The following is a 15,657-nucleotide window of genomic DNA, read 5'->3' as shown; positions in this document are numbered from 1 at the left end:
GCCGCCCCTCGCGGGGTGGCGCGCCTCACAGCGGCGGCTGTCACGGGCCGCGCTGCTGCCCTGTCCTGGAGGGCAGCAGCGGACAACGTACCGAGGAGCACGCATGAACCCCGCACTGTGGACCGTCACCGCCCTGCTGGCCGCCGCCTACCTGCTCGGCGGCGCCTTCAAGGTGCTGGTGCCGAAGGCGCGGATCGCCGCCGTCGGCGCGAGCGCCCGCTGGGTCGAGGACTTCGGCGCCGGCGCGGTGAAGGCGATCGGCGCCGTCGAAGTGCTGGCCGCGGCGGGGCTGGTGCTGCCGGGGCTGGTCGGCGTCGCGCCGGTGCTGGTGCCGCTGGCCGCGCTCGGGCTGGTGCTGCTGATGGCCGGTGCGGCCGCGGTGCGGGTGCGGCGTGGGGAGTACCCGTTGGCGGCGGTGGACGTGCTCTACCTCCTGCTGGCCGCCTTCGTCGCCTGGGGGCGGCTGGGGCCCGCGCCGTTCCCGGCCTGACCCGGCTCATCGCCCTGACCCGGCTCCTCGCCCGGGTGCGGTCAGCGGCCCGGCCACCGTTGGTCGTTGGGCGGCGGGAACGGGGCCGGGGCCGGCTGGCGCGGGGGGTGCGGCGGCGGGACCTGCGGGCCCGGGGGCTGGGGCGGGGCGCCGGTGCGCCCGGCGACGGCGGCCGCGAGCGCGAGGATCGCCTCGACCTGGGCCATCTCGACCCGGATCTCGGGGGTGATGCCCAGGACCTTCGACTGGAGCTGCGCGAGGATCGTCTCGGCCCGGGTGGCGTGGGTGTGGTAGTCGGACATGGCGGCACGGTAGCGGGTCGGCCCCAACCGCCCGCACGGCAGGGCGTTTTCGGACGGTCTGACGGCTCAGGGGCCGTGGTCAGCGCGGCGGCGGCGGTGCGTCGCCGCAGTGGGTGACACCGTCGCCGGTGAGCAGCCAGGAGCGGCGGTGCGCGGACAGCCGCCAGGCCTCGGGTGCCCGCCGGGCCGCGTGGATCCAGGCGGCGAGCTCGGGCAGGGCGGTCTGCCGCAGGGCGTGCCGTGTGGCGGCGCGTTCTGTGCCCGGGACGGTGCCGACGCTGATCCGCACGTGGTTCCACCAGGACGGGCGGGTGCCGCTGAAGGTGTAGTTGGAGGAGGGCCGTGGTTCCCAACTGACCGTCAGTAGGTGTCCGTCACCGGGCGGGAGCGTGCCGAAGTGCACGTCGGCGGCGTCCGGCTCCTGCGCCTCCGGCGCGCCGAGGGCCTCGCGCAGGTCGGTCGGGGTGAGGGGCCACGAAAGGTGGCGCGGCAGGCGGCGGTTGCGGGCGGGCACGGGCCCGAGGATGGCACAGGCCCCGGCCCCCGGGCACCCGGTTATCCGGCCCGCCCCGGACCCGGCGCCCCCGTCGCCACCGCACCCCGGGCGACGTCACCCGCACGGGTGCGGGCCCCGGCCGGGGGATCCCCCGTCCCGGTACTTCCTGCCACCGCCCCCGGACGGTCCCCGCCTCACCCCAGCAGCGCCGCCACCGCCGCCACCGTCCAGTGCCCCGCCGCGCCCGGCCGGGTGGCGAGGTACCCGGCGGCGCTCCACGGCCCCCATCCGTGGGCCTCCGCCAGCCCGGCGCCCAGGGTGCGCAGGTAGGCGCCGGTCGGGGCGCCCAGGCGGACGGAGGAGGCGAGACCGGTGGGGGAGGTGAAGGTGAGCACCGGGCGCCCCCCGAGTGACCCGACGCGCAGCAGGGTCTCGTAGCGGCCCGGTCCGGTCCGGTCGCGTCCGGTGGCCAGGACCCGGGTGAGGTCGAGGTCGGCGCCCGGCGGGCGGTGCATCTCCTGGGCGGCGACGTCGCTGAACTGGCCGGGGGTGAGGAGGTAGGCCAGGGCGGGCACCGGCCCGGGGCCGGCCGGGTCGTAGAAGGCGGTGGCGCCGCCCCAGAGGGGGGAGGAGCCCGCGAAGTAGAGGGTGCCGGGCAGGGTGAGGGCGGCGGTCGCGCGGGGCGGGCGGCGGTCGCGGCAGCCCGGGCAGCCGAGGGCCGCGCCCTCCGGACGGCCGCCGTACAGGTAGCAGGCGAAGCGGGCGGCGTGCAGGTTGGACCCGTACGCCGCGTACCAGAGGAGTGGAATCCCGCCGTCCGGTCCGGAACCGACCACCCCGGTCCCCACCGTCTTCACAGGAATGGTCCGATTGTTGGACGGCGGCTGGAGAGTCTCACACAAACGTGAGACCGACGTGAACGGGACGAGCATCCGACCAAAACCCCCCGATTCGGTAGCCAACCCCTCACTACCGGTACCGTTCCGGACGCCATGGTGTTCATCACTCTTCCCTTCGACGTCACACCCCTCCGGTTTTCACTGACTAGCCTTCACCAGCGAAAACACACGGAAATCTCCGAATCGACATTCGAATCGCATCGTCATAGGGCCGATTGGCATCGATGATGAGAATTCTCTTTGACCGCACCTTCACTGCATCCAGCAGACGCACAGTGGAGTCATGGTGAGTGGGCGCGCCCCACCACGTGACAACGGCGTCACAGCACGTAGCAAGCCAAACGCGCCTCCCAGGACAAACGGAGCCGAGGAACCCACCCCTATGGACGCACGCCACGAGATGGCTGGCCCACGCACGCTGCACCGACCCGACCCCGGGCAGGCCGCGGGCTGGCCGGTGGCCCAGCCCGCACACCCGCGCAGTCTCCTCGACGTCATCGCCGCCACGGCCGATGCGCACCCGCACGCGCCGGCCCTGGACACCGGCGACGCGGTGCTCGACTACAGAACGCTGCTGCAGGAGGTCGACGCCCTCGCCGGCGTGCTGGCCGGCCACGGCATCGGCACCGGCGACCGGGTGGGCGTACGCATCCCCTCCGGCACCGCCGACCTGTACGTCGCCATCCTCGCCGTGCTGCGCTGCGGTGCCGCCTACGTGCCGGTGGACGCCGACGACCCCGACGAGCGCGCCGAGATGATCTGGCAGGACGCCCAGGTCTGCGCCGTCCTGGGCGCCGAGCGCCGACTGGCCGCCGGCTCCGCCGCCAGCCCCTCCGGACGCCCCGCCTGGCCCACCCCGGCCGACGACGCCTGGATCATCTTCACCTCCGGCACCACCGGCCGCCCCAAGGGCGTGGCGGTCACCCACCGCAGCGCCGCGGCCTTCGTCGACGCCGAGGCCCGGATCTTCCTGCGCTCCCAGCCGCTGGGCCCCGGCGACCGCGTCCTCGCGGGCCTGTCGGTGGCCTTCGACGCCTCCTGCGAGGAGATGTGGCTGGCCTGGCGCCACGGCGCCTGCCTGGTCCCGGCCCCCCGCTCCCTGGTCAAGGCCGGCACCGACCTCGGCCCCTGGCTCGTGAGCCGCCGGATCACCGCGATCTCCACCGTGCCCACCCTGCTCGCCCTGTGGCCGCAGGAGTGCCTGGACCAGGTGCGCCTGATCATCGTCGGCGGCGAGGCCTGCCCGGCCGAACTGGTCGAGCGCCTGGCCGTGCCCGGCCGCGAGTTCTGGAACACCTACGGCCCCACCGAGACCACCGTGGTCGCCACCGCCGCCCGGATGCTGCCCGGCGAGCCGGTGCGCATCGGCGCCCCGCTGGACGGCTGGGAGATCGCCGTCGTCGACCAGGCCGGCCACCCCGTGCCCTGGTACGAGAGCGGCGAACTGCTGATCAGCGGCATCGGCACCGCCCGCTACCTCGACCCCGCCAAGGACGCCGAGAAGTACAGCCCCCACCCGGCGATCGCCTCCCCGCGCGTCTACCGCAGCGGCGACCTGGTCCGCAACGACCCCGAGGGCCTGGTCTTCCTCGGCCGCGCCGACGACCAGATCAAACTCGGCGGCCGCCGCATCGAACTCGGCGAGATCGACTCCGCCCTCCAGGCCCTGCCCGGCATCCGCGCCGCGGCCGCCGCCGTGCGCAAGACCCCGGCCGGCGCCGACCTGCTGGTCGGCTACCTGGTCGCCCAGCCCGGCACCACCCCCGACCTGGCCGACGCCCGCCAGCAGCTGCTGGAGCGCCTGCCCGCCCCGCTGGTGCCCGTCCTCGCCGTGGTCGACTCCCTGCCCACCAAGACCTCCGGCAAGGTCGACCGCAACGCCCTGCCCTGGCCGCTGGCCACCAGCGGCGGCGCCGACCGCCCCGCCGAGACCCTGGAGGGCACCGCCGGCTGGCTCGCCACCCAGTGGGAGCGCCTGCTCGGCATGGCCCCCGGCAGCGGCGACGACTTCTTCGCCCTCGGCGGCTCCAGCCTCACCGCCGCCCGCCTGGTCTCCGAACTGCGCACCCGCCACGGCGGCGTCTCCGTCGCCGACCTCTACGCCCACCCGGTACTCGGCGACCTCGCCGGCTACCTCGACTCGCTCGCCCCGGCCCCCCGGGCCCAGGCGGCCGCGGCAGGGCCGGAAGCCGCCGCGACCGCCGGACCCGCCCGCCGGGTGCGCCCCACCCCGCGCAGCGCCGGGTTCTGGCAGACCCTGATGCTGCTGGCCATGTTCGCCCTGTCCGGACTGCGCTGGGTCGTCGTCCTGATCGCCGTCGACAACCTCCTGGGCAGCAACATCCCCTGGGCCCCGCACAGCTCCTGGTGGCCGGTCGCCGCCGGCGCCGCCCTCTTCTTCACCGCCCCCGGCCGCACCCTGGTCGCCGCCGCCGGCGCCCGCCTGATCACCGCCGGCATCCGACCCGGCAGCCACCCCCGCGGCGGCCAGGTCCACCTGCGGCTGTGGGCCGCCGAGCGCTACACCGCCATGTTCGGCACCGGCAACCTCTCCGGCACCCCCTGGGCCCCGCGCTACGCCCGGATGCTCGGCTGCCGCGTCGGCAAGGGCGTCCAGCTGCACACCGCGCCCCCCGTCACCGGCCTGGCCCGGATCGGCAACGGCGCCACCCTCGAACCCGAGGCCGACATCGCCGGCTGGTGGCTGGACGGCGACATCCTCCAGCTCGGCCACATCGACATCGGCGAGGGCGCCAGCATCGGCCACCGCGCCACCCTGATGCCCGGCGCCCGCATCGGCGCCGACGCCGAGATCGCCCCCGGCAGCTGCGTCACCGGCACCGTCCCGCCCGGCGAACACTGGCACGGCTCCCCGGCCCGCCCCTCCGGCGAGGCCCGCACCCCCTGGCCCGCCGGCCCCGCCAAGGCCTCCCGGGCCTGGAACCCCGCCTACGGCCTCGCCTTCGTGCTCTTCGGCCTCACCCCGGTCATCGCCGCCCTGCCGGCCCTGTTCATCGTCTACCCGATGGCCGACGGCACCCGCACCCTGGCCGACATCCTGCTCCGGGTGCTGCCGCTGACCGTGCCGCTGACCCTGCTGTCCTTCCTCTGCTACGCCACGCTGATAGCCCTGCAGATCCGGCTCTTCTCGCTCCCGCTGCGCCCGGGCCACCACCCGGCCACCGGCAAGGTCGCCTTCTGCGCCTGGGCGGTCTCCCACCTCAGCGACGGCGCCCGCCGCACCCTGTTCCCCTTCTACGCGAGCCTCTTCACCCCGGTGTGGCTGCGCCTGCTCGGCGCGCGCATCGGCCACCGCGTGGAGGCCTCCACCGTGCTCGCCCTGCCGAGCCTGATGCGGGTCGAGGACGGCGCCTTCCTGGCCGACGACACCCTGGTGGCCCCCTACGAGCTGCGCGGCACCTGGCTGCGCCTGGGCCGCGCCCACGTCGGACGCCGCTCCTTCGTCGGCAACTCCGGCATCGTCGGCCCCGACCGCTCGCTGCCGGACAACTCCCTGGTCGGCGTGCTCTCCGACACCCCCGCCCAGGCCCCCGAGGGCTCCTCCTGGCTGGGCCGGCCCGCCTTCGCGCTGCCCCGGGTGGCCGACACCGGCGGCGAGGCCCGCACCTACGACCCGCCCCGGCGCCTGATGTGGGCCCGCGCCGCCGTCGAGGTCTGCCGGCTCCTGCCGATCCTCATCGCCGCCCTGCTGGCCGACCTGATCTTCGCCGCCCTCCAGGCGATCCGGGACGACTACGGGCTCGGCACCGCCGTCGGCGCGGCCGGCCTGGTGCTGGTCGCCGCCGCCGTCGTGGCCTGCGCCATCGCCACCCTCGCCAAGTGGCTGCTGGTCGGACGCTTCCGGGTCGCCGAGCACCCGCTGTGGTCGTCCTTCGTCTGGCGCAACGAGCTCTACGACACCTTCGTCGAGGAACTCGCCATGCCCTTCGGCGGCGGCGCCATGACCGGCACCCCGTACCTGAACCTGTGGCTGCGCAGCCTCGGCGCCAGGATCGGGCGCGGCGCCTGGTGCGAGACCCACTGGCTGCCCGAGAGCGACCTGGTCACCGTCGGGGCGGGCGCCAGCGTCAACCGCGGCACCGTGCTGCAGACCCACCTGTTCCACGACCGGGTGATGCGCCTGGGCCCGGTCCACCTGGGCAGCGGCTCCACCACCGGGCCGCACTCGATCGTGCTGCTCAACTCCTCCCTCGGCGACACCACCACGGTCGGCCCGGCCTCCCTGGTGATGCGCGGCGAGAACGTCCCCGGCGACACCCGCTGGCTCGGCAACCCGGTCGCCGCCTGGAGCGGCGACCCCGTCCCGCCGGCCGGCCGCCGCGCGGCCCGCGGCCGCAGGCGGGCGGGTGTGAACTAGCCCACTCGGAGCAGTCGATCAGGTAGCGGTGCGGTCACGGTTCACCCCGTGACCGCACCGCTTCGTTTTGCCCGCGCTTGGCAGGACGGCGGGCATGGCCACGGCAACTGTGAAGACCGCGGCCGCCCCCGGGCGCCGGACCGTACCGTGGGAGGTGTGCAGTACCGGCCGGGTGCGGAGTTCCACGCGCTGGTGGTGGCGACCGCGGTGGTGTGGCTGGTCGCGGAGGCGCGGCAGTCGCGCCGCCGGCGGCCGGAGGCCCGCGCGGCCGCGCACGGCGGTGCCGGGATGCTGCAGCTCCTGGGGACGGCCGGGTTCGGCGCCGCCTACGCGCTGACGGCCGGGGTGCCGCAGGCCGATCTCGGGCGCGGCTGGGCCTGGGCCGGGCTGGCGCTGTGGTGGTGCGGCCTGGCGCTGCGCGGCTGGTCCTTCCACACGCTGGGCCGGTACTTCACCTTCACCGTGCGCACCAGCGCCGACCAGCCGGTGATCGACACCGGCCCCTACCGCCACGTCCGCCATCCGAGCTACACCGGGCTGCTGCTCGCCGTCGCCGGAGTGGGCCTGGTGATCGGCAACTGGCTCGCGCTGCTCGCCCTGCTCACGGCCGTCACCGTCGCGGTGGTGTACCGGATCCGGGTGGAGGAGCGCGCCCTGCTGCGCGACCTCGGCGAGCGCTACCGCTCCTACGCGCGCACCCGCAAACGCCTGGTCCCGGGCCTGTGGTGACGGGGCGTCCGAACGCGCCGGGCGGGTGACAAGGGCCGGGGCCGCCACCGGCACGATCAGGACGGGCGGCGGCCCCGGCCCCGGTCCGTGTTCCGTACGGGCGGGGCATCGACCGCGGAAGCCCGTACGGCTGCGATCGGCACCCATTGGACGACTTCAACAGGACTTGAAGTCAAGCCCCGGTGCCCGGATGCCGTTCCCGTCCCGTTTCGCCCACCCGCCCGTCGGCCCCCGACAGGAAACCGGACACCCGCGCGGGGTAGCCTCGCTCCCGGCGGGGGCCGAGCAGGCGGAACGGGACAGGGGCGGACGGATGGCGCAGCAGCAGCGGGGCTACTGGCGGGACTCGGACGGCACGGTCGTCGCCGTCAGCCAGGCCCACATCGTGTGGACCAGGGCGGCCTACCCCGCCCTGGTGGACGTGGCGCGCCGCTACCACGCGGTGATCACCTACGCCGACCTCGCCGAGGCCGTCCAGCAGGCCTCCGGGGTGCGCACCAGCGTCAACCAGCGGCACTGGATCGGCAAGGTGCTGGCCCTGGTGGTGCGCGAGGCCCACCGGCGCGGCGACCCGCCGCTGACCGCGCTGGTGGTGCACGCCACCGACGGCATGGTCGGCGCGGGCTACCAGGACGTGCTGGCGGTGGCCGGGCAGCCGCCGATCCTGGACGAGATGGACCGCGAGCAGCACGCCGCCGCCGCCCGGCTGGCCTGTTACCGGCACTTCGGCGCCGACCTGCCCGAGGACGGCGGCATCCCGGCGCTGGCGCCGCGGCTGACGACCACGGTCACCCGCCGCAAGGCCGCCGCCGCCACCGGCTCCACCGGCGCCAGGAGCGCCGCCAAGACCTCCGCCACCGCGGCGGCGGAGCGCCCGCCGGCGATCTGCCCGACCTGCTTCCTCCAGCTGCCCGCGACCCGGGTGTGCGACTCCTGCGGGGAGACCATCCCGGCCTGACGCCCCTTCGAGCCGTCCGTCGGGCAGCGTCCGTCAGACCGCGGCCGGCAGCCGGCCGGGCATCCGCCAGCCCTCGGCCAGCCGCGAGGGGGTCAGCCGCCGGCCCTCGCCGAAGAACTCGCAGAACTTCATGATCAGCGGGTCCCAGCCGACCGGGTCCACGTAGTGGTCGCTGCCCGGCACCAGCAGGCGCTCGTCCACGTGCGCGCGCACCACGGTGACCTCGAAGGCGGTGCACCCCTCGTTGCCCGCCAGCGGCCGGGCCTCCTCCAGCCGGCACTCCAGCTGCACCGGGCACTCGGCCGCGCGCGGCGCCCGCACCAGCTCCCCGGGCAGCTCGGTCATCCCGGCGGCGCCGAACTTGTCCCGCTCGTGGCGGTAGCCCTGCGCGCGCCGGTGGTCGGAGATGTCCGGACTGGCGGTCAGCAGCGCGAGCCGGTCGACCGCGTCGACCTGCGCCGCCGAGGGCAGGTTGAGCACGCACTCGCCCTCGCGGCGCAGGTTGACCGAGGTCTGGGAGCTGTTGCCCAGGCCCAGCACGCAGGTGTGGCCCAGCCACCAGGCCGAGGACATCGGCATCAGATTGGCGCCGCCGTCCTCGTTGCGCGAGCCGATCAGCACCACCGGGGTGCCGAAGTAGAGGACCTTGAGATCGGTGACCTTGTGCACGGGAGGAGCCGTCCTTGCGGGTTGGTGAGCCGGGTTGATCCGCTGTCGGCCACCGACTCTGCCCCCGCCCGCGCACCGGCGCTGGCGGGGATCGGACGTCCAGTTCCCGCGCCGCCCGGGCCCTCGTCAGGTCCCGCGCCCGGGGCCTCAGTCCAGGCCGGGGTGCTCCACGCCGCGGACGGCGACGGTACGGGCCTGGCCGTCGCGCAGCCGGTAGGACAGGCCCACCACCGCGACCCGCCCCTCCGCGACCCGGGCGGCCAGCAGCTGGGAGCGCTCCACCAGCAGGTCCACGGTCTGGCGGATGTGCTCGTCCACGATCGCGTCCGGGTCCTCGATGCCCGCCGCCCGCGCCGACAGCACGCTCGGCGTCACCCGCTCCACCACGTCCCGCACGAAGCCGCCCGGCAGCCGGCCCTGCTCCAGCGAGTCCAGGGCCGCCGCCACCGCGCCGCAGGAGTCGTGGCCGAGCACCACCACCAGCGGGCAGTCCAGCACCGCCACCCCGTACTCGATGCTGCCCAGCGCCTCCGCGCCGGTCACGTGCCCGGCGGTGCGCACCACGAACAGGTCGCCCAGGCCCCGGTCGAAGATGATCTCGGCGGCCAGCCGGGAGTCCGAACAGCCGAACAGCACCGCGAACGGCTTCTGCGCCGGGGCCAGCGCCGCCCGCCGCCCGGCGTCCTGGTTGGGGTGCTCGGGGCTGCCGTCGACGAACCGGACGTTGCCCTCCAGCAGCACCCGCAGGGCCTCGGCGGGGTCGGAGATCGGGTCGGACACCGGGTCGGGGGTCGGGCCGGATATCGGAGAAGAGATCATGCGGCCACCCTAGATCGCCGCTGGTGGCGGCCGCAGCCGGGGGCCTGGCGGCTGCAGCCGGGGGCCGCCCGCGCTCAGGGGCCGCCCGCCCGGCGCAGGGCCAGCACGGTGACGTCGTCACGGCTGCGCCCGCCGCTCCACCGCCGGGCCCGCCCGTCCAGGGCCTCCGGCAGGGCCTCGGCCCCCGCGCCCGCGCCCGCCAGCTCGGCCAGGCCGCGTTCGGCCGGGTAGAAGGCGCCGGAGGCGTCCTGGGCCTCGGTGATGCCGTCGGTCAGCAGCACCAGCACCCCGTCCGCGGGCAGCGCGAAGCACCCCACCGCGCGCGGCTCGCCGACCAGGTCCGCCAGGCCCAGCGGGACCCCGGCGGGCAGCTCGACCGCCTCCACCCGGCCGTCGGCGTGCAGCAGGCACGGCGCGAGGTGACCGCAGTCCACCGCCCGCACCCGCGTCCGCCCGTCCCGGTCCCGCCGGACGCACAGCACCGTCGCGGTGACGAACCGCTCCGGCTCCCCGCCCTGCGCCGCATAGGCGTTGTGCCGCCCCACCGCCGCCTCCAGCGCGTCCGCCACGGCCGTCAGCTCCGCCTCCCGGAACGCCGCCTCCCGGAAGGCGCTCAGCACCGCGAAGCCCGTGCCGATCGCCCGCAGGCCCTTGCCCTGCACGTCGCCCACCAGCACCCGGGTACCGAACGGGGTGTCCGCCACGTCGTACAGGTCCCCGCCGATCAGGGTGTCCTCCTCCACCGGCCGGTACAGCCCGAACAGCTCCAGCTCCGCCGTGCGCACCGGCAGCGGGCGCAGCAGCTGGCGCTGCAGGGCCACCGCGCTCTGGCGCATCCGGAACAGCCGCCGCTCGCGCCGCACCCGCCGGGCGCACAGCGCGATCACGACGGCCTCGGCGGCCACCACCCCCAGCAGGGTGCCCAGCCGGGCCGGCAGGTCGGCGGGCGGGTACAGCGCCGAGTGCACCGCCACCACCGCCGTCACCCACACCGAGGCCGCCACCGTCTGCGCCACCGTGCCCAGACCCGCCAGCAGCGCGGGCACGAACACCAGCAGCAGCACCAGCCGCGAACCCGCGCCGCTGGCCGCCTGCGCCAGCAGCACCGGCACGGTGGCGGCCAGCACCCCCAGCGCCACCGCCCGGTTGCCGGGCGCGCGCGGAGCGGACGGTTCGTCGTCGGAGGCCACCCTCCAGGGTGGTCGGCCCCGACCGGCCGGCGCGAGCGGGCCGCCGCCGGGCGGGGGAGGACGGTCACCGGGCGGGGCAGGCCTGTCGGCGGCGCTCGGTACGGTTGCCGGTATGCCCACCCGAGTGCCCCTCGACGACCTCGTCCGGCTGCGCCGGGCCCGCGACCGGATGGACCGCGACTACGACCAGCCGCTGGACGTGCCCGCGCTGGCCGCCACCGCCCTGATGTCCCCGGGCCACTTCTCCCGCAGCTTCCGCACCGCCTACGGGGAGACCCCGTACAGCTACCTCATGACCCGCCGGATCGAACGGGCCAAGGCCCTGCTGCGGCGCGGCGACCTGAGCGTCACCGACGTCTGCATGGCGGTCGGCTGCACCTCGCTGGGCTCCTTCAGCACCCGCTTCACCGAACTCGTCGGCGAGAGCCCCAGCGCCTACCGCGCCCGCGACCACGCCGACGGCGAACCGATCCCCGCCTGCGTCGCCAAGATCCGCACCCGCCCGGTCCGGCGGACGTGAGGGCTGGTTCCCGCTAGTTTGACCGGCATGAGCATCGAACTCGCGCAGTGCTTCATCGCCGTCGACGACCACGACAAGGCGCTGGCCTTCTACCGCGACGTCCTCGGCTTCGAGGTCCGCAACGACGTCGGCTTCGAGGGGATGCGCTGGGTCACCGTCGGCTCGCCCGACCAGCCCGGCGTCGAGATCGTCCTGGAACCCCCGCTGGCCGACCCGCACGCCTCCGAGGACGACCGCCGCGCCGCCGCCGAACTCCTCGCCAAGGGCCTGCTGCGCGGCGTCATCTTCCGCACCGACGACTGCGACGCCACCTTCGAGCGCATCCGCGCCGCCGGCGCCGAGGTCCTCCAGGAACCGATGGACCAGCCCTACGGCGTCCGCGACTGCGCCTTCCGCGACCCGGCGGGCAACATGCTGCGCTTCAACCAGCCGCGCGCCGCGTAGGCCCGGCCCGACCGGGGCGCTCAGGGGTGGTTCGCCCCGCGGCCGAGGCGGTGGAAGACCAGGCAGGCCTGGACGGCCTGGGCCAGGGCCACGGCGGGCAGGACGGACCAGGGCAGCAGGCCGGCCAGGGCCAGCGGGGGCAGCGCCAGGGCGGCCACGGCCAGGACCGGCAGGGTGCTCGACAGGCCGACGCGCAGGCGGACACGGCGGGGGATCACGACGCGGCCCGCCGGGCGTGGTCGAGGAAGGCGCGCAGGTCGGCCCAGGCGTCGGCGGGGGCCTGGGGGTCGCCGGACAGGGCGGCCGGGTCCTCGCGCCAGGCGGTGCGCACGGCGGCGGACAGGGTGGCGTCCCCGCCGGAGAAGAGCCGGGAGAGCTCGTCCAGGCGCTCCACCACGCGCCGCACCCGGGGGTCGGCGGGGTCGGTGCCGGCGCGGCGCAGCTCCTCGGCGCGGCGGTAGAGCTGGGGCCACTCGACCTCCAGCAGGTAGTGGGCGGCCGGGCCGAGCGCGGCGGCGTGGTCGGCGAGGGCGTGCAGCTGGTCGTCGTCGAGGTGGCGGCGCAGCGCCCGGTCGGCGGCCGGGCCGGTGGCGCCGACGGCCCGCAGCAGGCGCAGCAGGTCGGCGGTGCCGGGCTCGCGTTCGGCGGCCAGATCGGTGTGCAGCCGGGCGAGGCGCTCGCGCAGGTCGTGCAGCGCGGCCAGCGAGGCGTCGGTGGCGGCCAGGTGCTCGCGCACCAGCCGCAGCGGGTCGACGCCGGCGTCCAGGCAGGTGGCGACGGTCTCCAGCCCCAGGCCCAGGCGGCGCAGCGCGAGGATCTGGTACAGCCGTACGACGTCCTGCTCGGTGTAGGCGCGGTGGCCGGAGGCGGTGCGCCGGGAGGGGGCCAGCAGGCCGATCTGGTCCCAGTGGTGCAGGGTGCGTACGGTCAGTCCGCTCGCCTCGGCGAGCGGGCCGACCTTCCAGGTCTGTTCTTCGGTGGGCATGGCACCAGGATTCCTCCTGACGTGGCGTGAGGTTCAAGTCCCCCGCTCAGCGGTGGGCGGGCAGCGGGTAGTCGGGCAGGACGATGTCGCCGGCCTTGGCGAACTGGGCGGCCAGGATCGGGCGCAGCGGCCAGCGGCCCATCCAGCGCATGGAGGCCGCGCGCAGGCGGATCATCAGGGCGCTGTCCGGGGCGTAGCCCTGCACGCCGCCGGGCGGCAGCTCCTGGGCGCGGGCCACGTAGGGGCGCATCAGCTCCTCGTAGCGGGCGTAGGCGGTGCGGAAGTCGCCTGCGGCGGCGGCGAGTTCGCCGGCCAGCAGGTAGCCGCCGACCAGGGCGAGGCTGGTGCCCAGGCCGGTGAGCGGGCTGGGGCTGTAGCCGGCGTCGCCGAGCAGGGCCACGCGCCCGCGGCTGTAGTGGTCGAGGTGGATCTGGCCGAAGGAGTCGAAGGCGAAGTCGTCCGCGCCGGCCATCCCGGTGAGCAGCCGGTCCACCTCCCAGCCGGCGCCGGCGAAGCGCTCGGCGAGCAGCCGGCGCTGGGCGGCGCCGTCGCGCCGGTCCAGGGCCAGCGGGTCGGAGCGGAAGCCCAGGGAGGCCTTGACCTCGCCGGGCAGCCGGCCCGGCCGGGCGGAGGCGACCAGCCCGCCGGGGGCGTTGTACATCAGGAACCAGCTGTCCAACTCCCGGGCGAACGCCGGGTCGTGGACGGTGAACCAGGCGTGGTAGCCGCCGAGCGGGCGGTAGTGCGCCTCCGGCCCGCCGCCGGGGGCGAAGGCCAGCCGCCGCACCACCGAGTGCAGCCCGTCGGCGCCGATGACCAGGCCGAAGCGGCGGGCGGGGGAGTTCTCGAAGTGGACGGTGACGCCGTCGGCGTCCTCGGCCAGCGCGGTGACGCTGTCGCCGTAGCGGTACTCGACGCCGTCGGTGGCCTCCCGGAGCAGGTCGGCGAGGTCGCCGCGCAGGATCTCGATCTCGGAGACGATGCCCTCGCCCCCGAACAGCTCCACGGGCATCCGGGCGGTGTGCCGGCCGCGGCGGTCCACCAGGGCGATGCCGCGCTGCTCCACGCACAGGGCGCGGGTGCGCTCCATCAGGCCCATCCGCTCGACGACGGTGCGTCCGGCGCCGCGCAGGTCGACGGCCTGCCCGCCGGGGCGCGGGGCGGGGGCGCGCTCGACGACGACGGGGCGGAAGCCGTGGCGGCGCAGCCAGTAGGCGAGGGCGGGGCCGGCGATGCCGGCGCCGGAGATGAGGATGTCGGTGTTCTCCATGTCCGCAACCGTACGCCGTACGCTTTGGGCCCAACAAGGCTTGTAGTGCGGTTATTTGGGGGTGGCGCCCTAGTGCACTAGGGCGGGTCGGGGACGGCTCGGGGGCGGTTCCCCGGCCCTGGCGCGGGGCTTCGCGCAGGTCGGCGGCGTCCGGTGGCGTCCGGCGGTGCACTAGTGCGTGCGGCGGTGTCGGAGGCGGGTCGGGGTGGGATCAGGGGCGGGTCAGGGTCAGGGTCGGGGTCAGGACGTCGGGGCGGTCGGGGAGGCGGGCGGGACGGTCGAGGGGGTGGCGGCGGTGGGGGAGGCGGAGGTGCCCATCAGGGTGTGCAGCAGGTCCTCGCCCAGGCCCAGGCCGGTCTGCGACTCGTCCGGCAGGTCGTAGTCCCGGTACCACTCCGCGGGGGCCTCCGGGTGCGGGCCGCTGACCGCCACCCGCCCGGCGCCGTAGGAGGCGACCACGGCCGCGGCCCGGTCGTTGGTGTAGCGGGCCAGCACGTCGGCGTCCGGGCCGTGCACGTCGAAGTAGGGGCCGTCCTGGAAGTACATCCGCTGCGGCTGCCCGCGCCAGGAGACGTCGACCAGGTGGTCCTCCTCGTCGGTGACGGTGGCGCCGTCGGAGCTGATGTACTGCCCGGAGTCGCCCGGCAGGAGGCCGTAGCCGGGGTTGCGGCCGGCCAGGTAGCCGCCCATGCACAGGCCCAGGTAGTGCCCGCCGCCGCGCACGTAGGCGCGCACCAGCTCGGGGGAGAAGCCCGGCTCGCGCTGCAGTCCGCGCCAGGCGGTGGTCACCTCCTGCCCGTTGGTGCCGCCCGGTTGCACGTACAGCGCGACGCCGGACAGCGCGTCCGGACCCCAGCGGTCCTGCTCCTTGGGGCCGATGTAGCGCACCGCGAAGCCGTCGTGCTCCAGCATGTCGTGCGCCGCCTCCGGGCAGCCGTCGCAGGCCGCCGGGCCCCGGTAGACCAGGGCCAGCGGGCGGCCGTCGGGGTCCGGTGCCGGCCTGCCCCCCTGGTCGGGCGCGGCACTGGCACGGTCCCCGCCGCCGCCCGGGGAGGGGGCCCCGCACGCCGTCGCCGTCAGCACCACCGCCGCCAGCGCCGCTGCCGCCGCGCCCCGTCCAACCCTCATGACCTGCACTCCCGCCGCCCTCCGGGGCCGTTCACCGTCCGTCGTCCGCCGCCACGACGCTACGTCCCTCCTGTCCCAGCACGCACACCAGCCCCCCTGATCGGGTGACGAGGGGGCGGCAGTTGACGGAACCGGCGGGGGAGGGAGGGCTGCGGGGAGGTCGGCCCGGGGCGGGGGGCGTGGTGGCCCGGGGTCGGGGTGGGGTGGCCCGGGGTGGGGCGGGGGGTGGTGGCCCGGGGCCGGGGCCGGGGCCGGGGCCGGGGGCGCGGCGGGGGGGGGGGCGGCCCCCGGGGGCGGCAGCGGGCGCCGAAGTCGGCGGTGCAGGAGGCCGCCCCCCAAAGGGGCCGGCCGGCCGCGGGGGTGTTGGGGGGGAGGAAGTA

At 76.0% G+C, this 15,657-nt stretch carries 16 protein-coding genes; 6 read left to right on the top strand and 10 right to left on the bottom strand.

Going from position 1 to position 15,657, the window contains the following annotated elements; genetic code table 11:
* Nucleotides 1–103: 103 nt before the first annotated feature.
* On the top strand, nucleotides 104–490 hold the full coding sequence (locus ABTZ03_RS38260) for a DoxX family protein (RefSeq protein ID WP_350517820.1): 387 nt from the start codon (nucleotides 104–106) through the stop codon (nucleotides 488–490).
* 41 nt (nucleotides 491–531) lie between these two features.
* Here ABTZ03_RS38260 and ABTZ03_RS38255 read toward each other — a convergent pair whose 3' ends face one another.
* The 3 genes from ABTZ03_RS38255 to ABTZ03_RS38245 form a co-directional block, all read right to left on the bottom strand.
* The gene (locus tag ABTZ03_RS38255; protein ID WP_350517819.1) at nucleotides 532–792 is read right to left on the bottom strand and encodes a hypothetical protein; all 261 of its coding nucleotides are present in this window, start codon (nucleotides 790–792) and stop codon (nucleotides 532–534) included.
* Between the two features lie 79 nt (nucleotides 793–871).
* Nucleotides 872–1,306, bottom strand: a complete 435-nt coding sequence (locus tag ABTZ03_RS38250) for a hypothetical protein (protein ID WP_350517818.1) — start codon at nucleotides 1,304–1,306, stop codon at nucleotides 872–874.
* 176 nt (nucleotides 1,307–1,482) lie between these two features.
* Nucleotides 1,483–2,145: a histone deacetylase gene (locus tag ABTZ03_RS38245; protein WP_350517817.1), complete on the bottom strand. Its 663-nt coding sequence runs from the start codon at nucleotides 2,143–2,145 to the stop codon at nucleotides 1,483–1,485.
* 442 nt (nucleotides 2,146–2,587) lie between these two features.
* On the opposite strand from ABTZ03_RS38245, the gene ABTZ03_RS38240 reads away from it, so the two are divergent.
* The 3 genes from ABTZ03_RS38240 to ABTZ03_RS38230 all read left to right on the top strand — a co-directional run bounded on the left by ABTZ03_RS38240 (nucleotide 2,588) and on the right by ABTZ03_RS38230 (nucleotide 8,252).
* Nucleotides 2,588–6,565, top strand: a complete 3,978-nt coding sequence (locus tag ABTZ03_RS38240) for a Pls/PosA family non-ribosomal peptide synthetase (protein WP_350517816.1) — start codon at nucleotides 2,588–2,590, stop codon at nucleotides 6,563–6,565.
* A 156-nt stretch (nucleotides 6,566–6,721) separates the two neighbouring features.
* On the top strand, nucleotides 6,722–7,294 hold the full coding sequence (locus ABTZ03_RS38235; RefSeq protein ID WP_350517815.1) for a methyltransferase family protein: 573 nt from the start codon (nucleotides 6,722–6,724) through the stop codon (nucleotides 7,292–7,294).
* Nucleotides 7,295–7,607: 313 nt separating this feature from the next.
* Entirely contained in the window at nucleotides 7,608–8,252 is a 645-nt protein-coding gene (locus tag ABTZ03_RS38230; protein ID WP_350517814.1) for a hypothetical protein, read from the top strand.
* 33 nt (nucleotides 8,253–8,285) lie between these two features.
* On the opposite strand, the gene ABTZ03_RS38225 is transcribed toward ABTZ03_RS38230, so the two are convergent.
* The 3 genes from ABTZ03_RS38225 to ABTZ03_RS38215 form a co-directional block, all read right to left on the bottom strand.
* Complete coding sequence (locus ABTZ03_RS38225; protein WP_350517813.1) at nucleotides 8,286–8,921, bottom strand: flavin reductase family protein; 636 nt, start codon at nucleotides 8,919–8,921, stop codon at nucleotides 8,286–8,288.
* A 147-nt stretch (nucleotides 8,922–9,068) separates the two neighbouring features.
* Nucleotides 9,069–9,740, bottom strand: coding sequence for a carbonic anhydrase (locus tag ABTZ03_RS38220; protein WP_350517812.1), 672 nt, complete (start codon nucleotides 9,738–9,740; stop codon nucleotides 9,069–9,071).
* 74 nt (nucleotides 9,741–9,814) lie between these two features.
* A complete protein-coding gene (locus ABTZ03_RS38215; protein WP_350517811.1) occupies nucleotides 9,815–10,930 on the bottom strand; it encodes a PP2C family protein-serine/threonine phosphatase in 1,116 nt (371 codons plus the stop codon).
* Between the two features lie 112 nt (nucleotides 10,931–11,042).
* On the opposite strand from ABTZ03_RS38215, the gene ABTZ03_RS38210 reads away from it, so the two are divergent.
* Together ABTZ03_RS38210 and ABTZ03_RS38205 are read left to right on the top strand one after the other, a co-directional pair.
* Nucleotides 11,043–11,450 carry a helix-turn-helix transcriptional regulator gene (locus ABTZ03_RS38210; protein WP_350517810.1) on the top strand — a complete coding sequence of 136 codons (408 nt, stop codon included), beginning with the start codon at nucleotides 11,043–11,045 and terminating at the stop codon, nucleotides 11,448–11,450.
* A gap of 27 nt (nucleotides 11,451–11,477) precedes the next feature.
* Nucleotides 11,478–11,894 carry a VOC family protein gene (locus tag ABTZ03_RS38205; protein WP_350517809.1) on the top strand — a complete coding sequence of 139 codons (417 nt, stop codon included), beginning with the start codon at nucleotides 11,478–11,480 and terminating at the stop codon, nucleotides 11,892–11,894.
* A 20-nt stretch (nucleotides 11,895–11,914) separates the two neighbouring features.
* On the opposite strand, the gene ABTZ03_RS38200 is transcribed toward ABTZ03_RS38205, so the two are convergent.
* The 4 genes from ABTZ03_RS38200 to ABTZ03_RS38185 all read right to left on the bottom strand — a co-directional run bounded on the left by ABTZ03_RS38200 (nucleotide 11,915) and on the right by ABTZ03_RS38185 (nucleotide 15,277).
* Complete coding sequence (locus tag ABTZ03_RS38200; protein ID WP_350517808.1) at nucleotides 11,915–12,112, bottom strand: hypothetical protein; 198 nt, start codon at nucleotides 12,110–12,112, stop codon at nucleotides 11,915–11,917.
* On the bottom strand, nucleotides 12,109–12,879 hold the full coding sequence (locus ABTZ03_RS38195; protein ID WP_350517807.1) for a MerR family transcriptional regulator: 771 nt from the start codon (nucleotides 12,877–12,879) through the stop codon (nucleotides 12,109–12,111). Before ABTZ03_RS38195 ends, ABTZ03_RS38200 begins: the two co-directional genes overlap by 4 nt.
* A 46-nt stretch (nucleotides 12,880–12,925) precedes the next feature.
* The gene (locus ABTZ03_RS38190) at nucleotides 12,926–14,149 is read right to left on the bottom strand and encodes an FAD-dependent monooxygenase (RefSeq protein ID WP_350517806.1); all 1,224 of its coding nucleotides are present in this window, start codon (nucleotides 14,147–14,149) and stop codon (nucleotides 12,926–12,928) included.
* Between the two features lie 240 nt (nucleotides 14,150–14,389).
* Nucleotides 14,390–15,277 carry a BPL-N domain-containing protein gene (locus ABTZ03_RS38185; RefSeq protein WP_350517805.1) on the bottom strand — a complete coding sequence of 296 codons (888 nt, stop codon included), beginning with the start codon at nucleotides 15,275–15,277 and terminating at the stop codon, nucleotides 14,390–14,392.
* Nucleotides 15,278–15,657: the final 380 nt, after the last annotated feature.

This window comes from Kitasatospora sp. NPDC096077, from assembly GCF_040303245.1.
Taxonomy (GTDB): domain Bacteria; phylum Actinomycetota; class Actinomycetes; order Streptomycetales; family Streptomycetaceae; genus Kitasatospora.
This window is presented reverse-complemented; position numbering and strand designations above follow the sequence as displayed.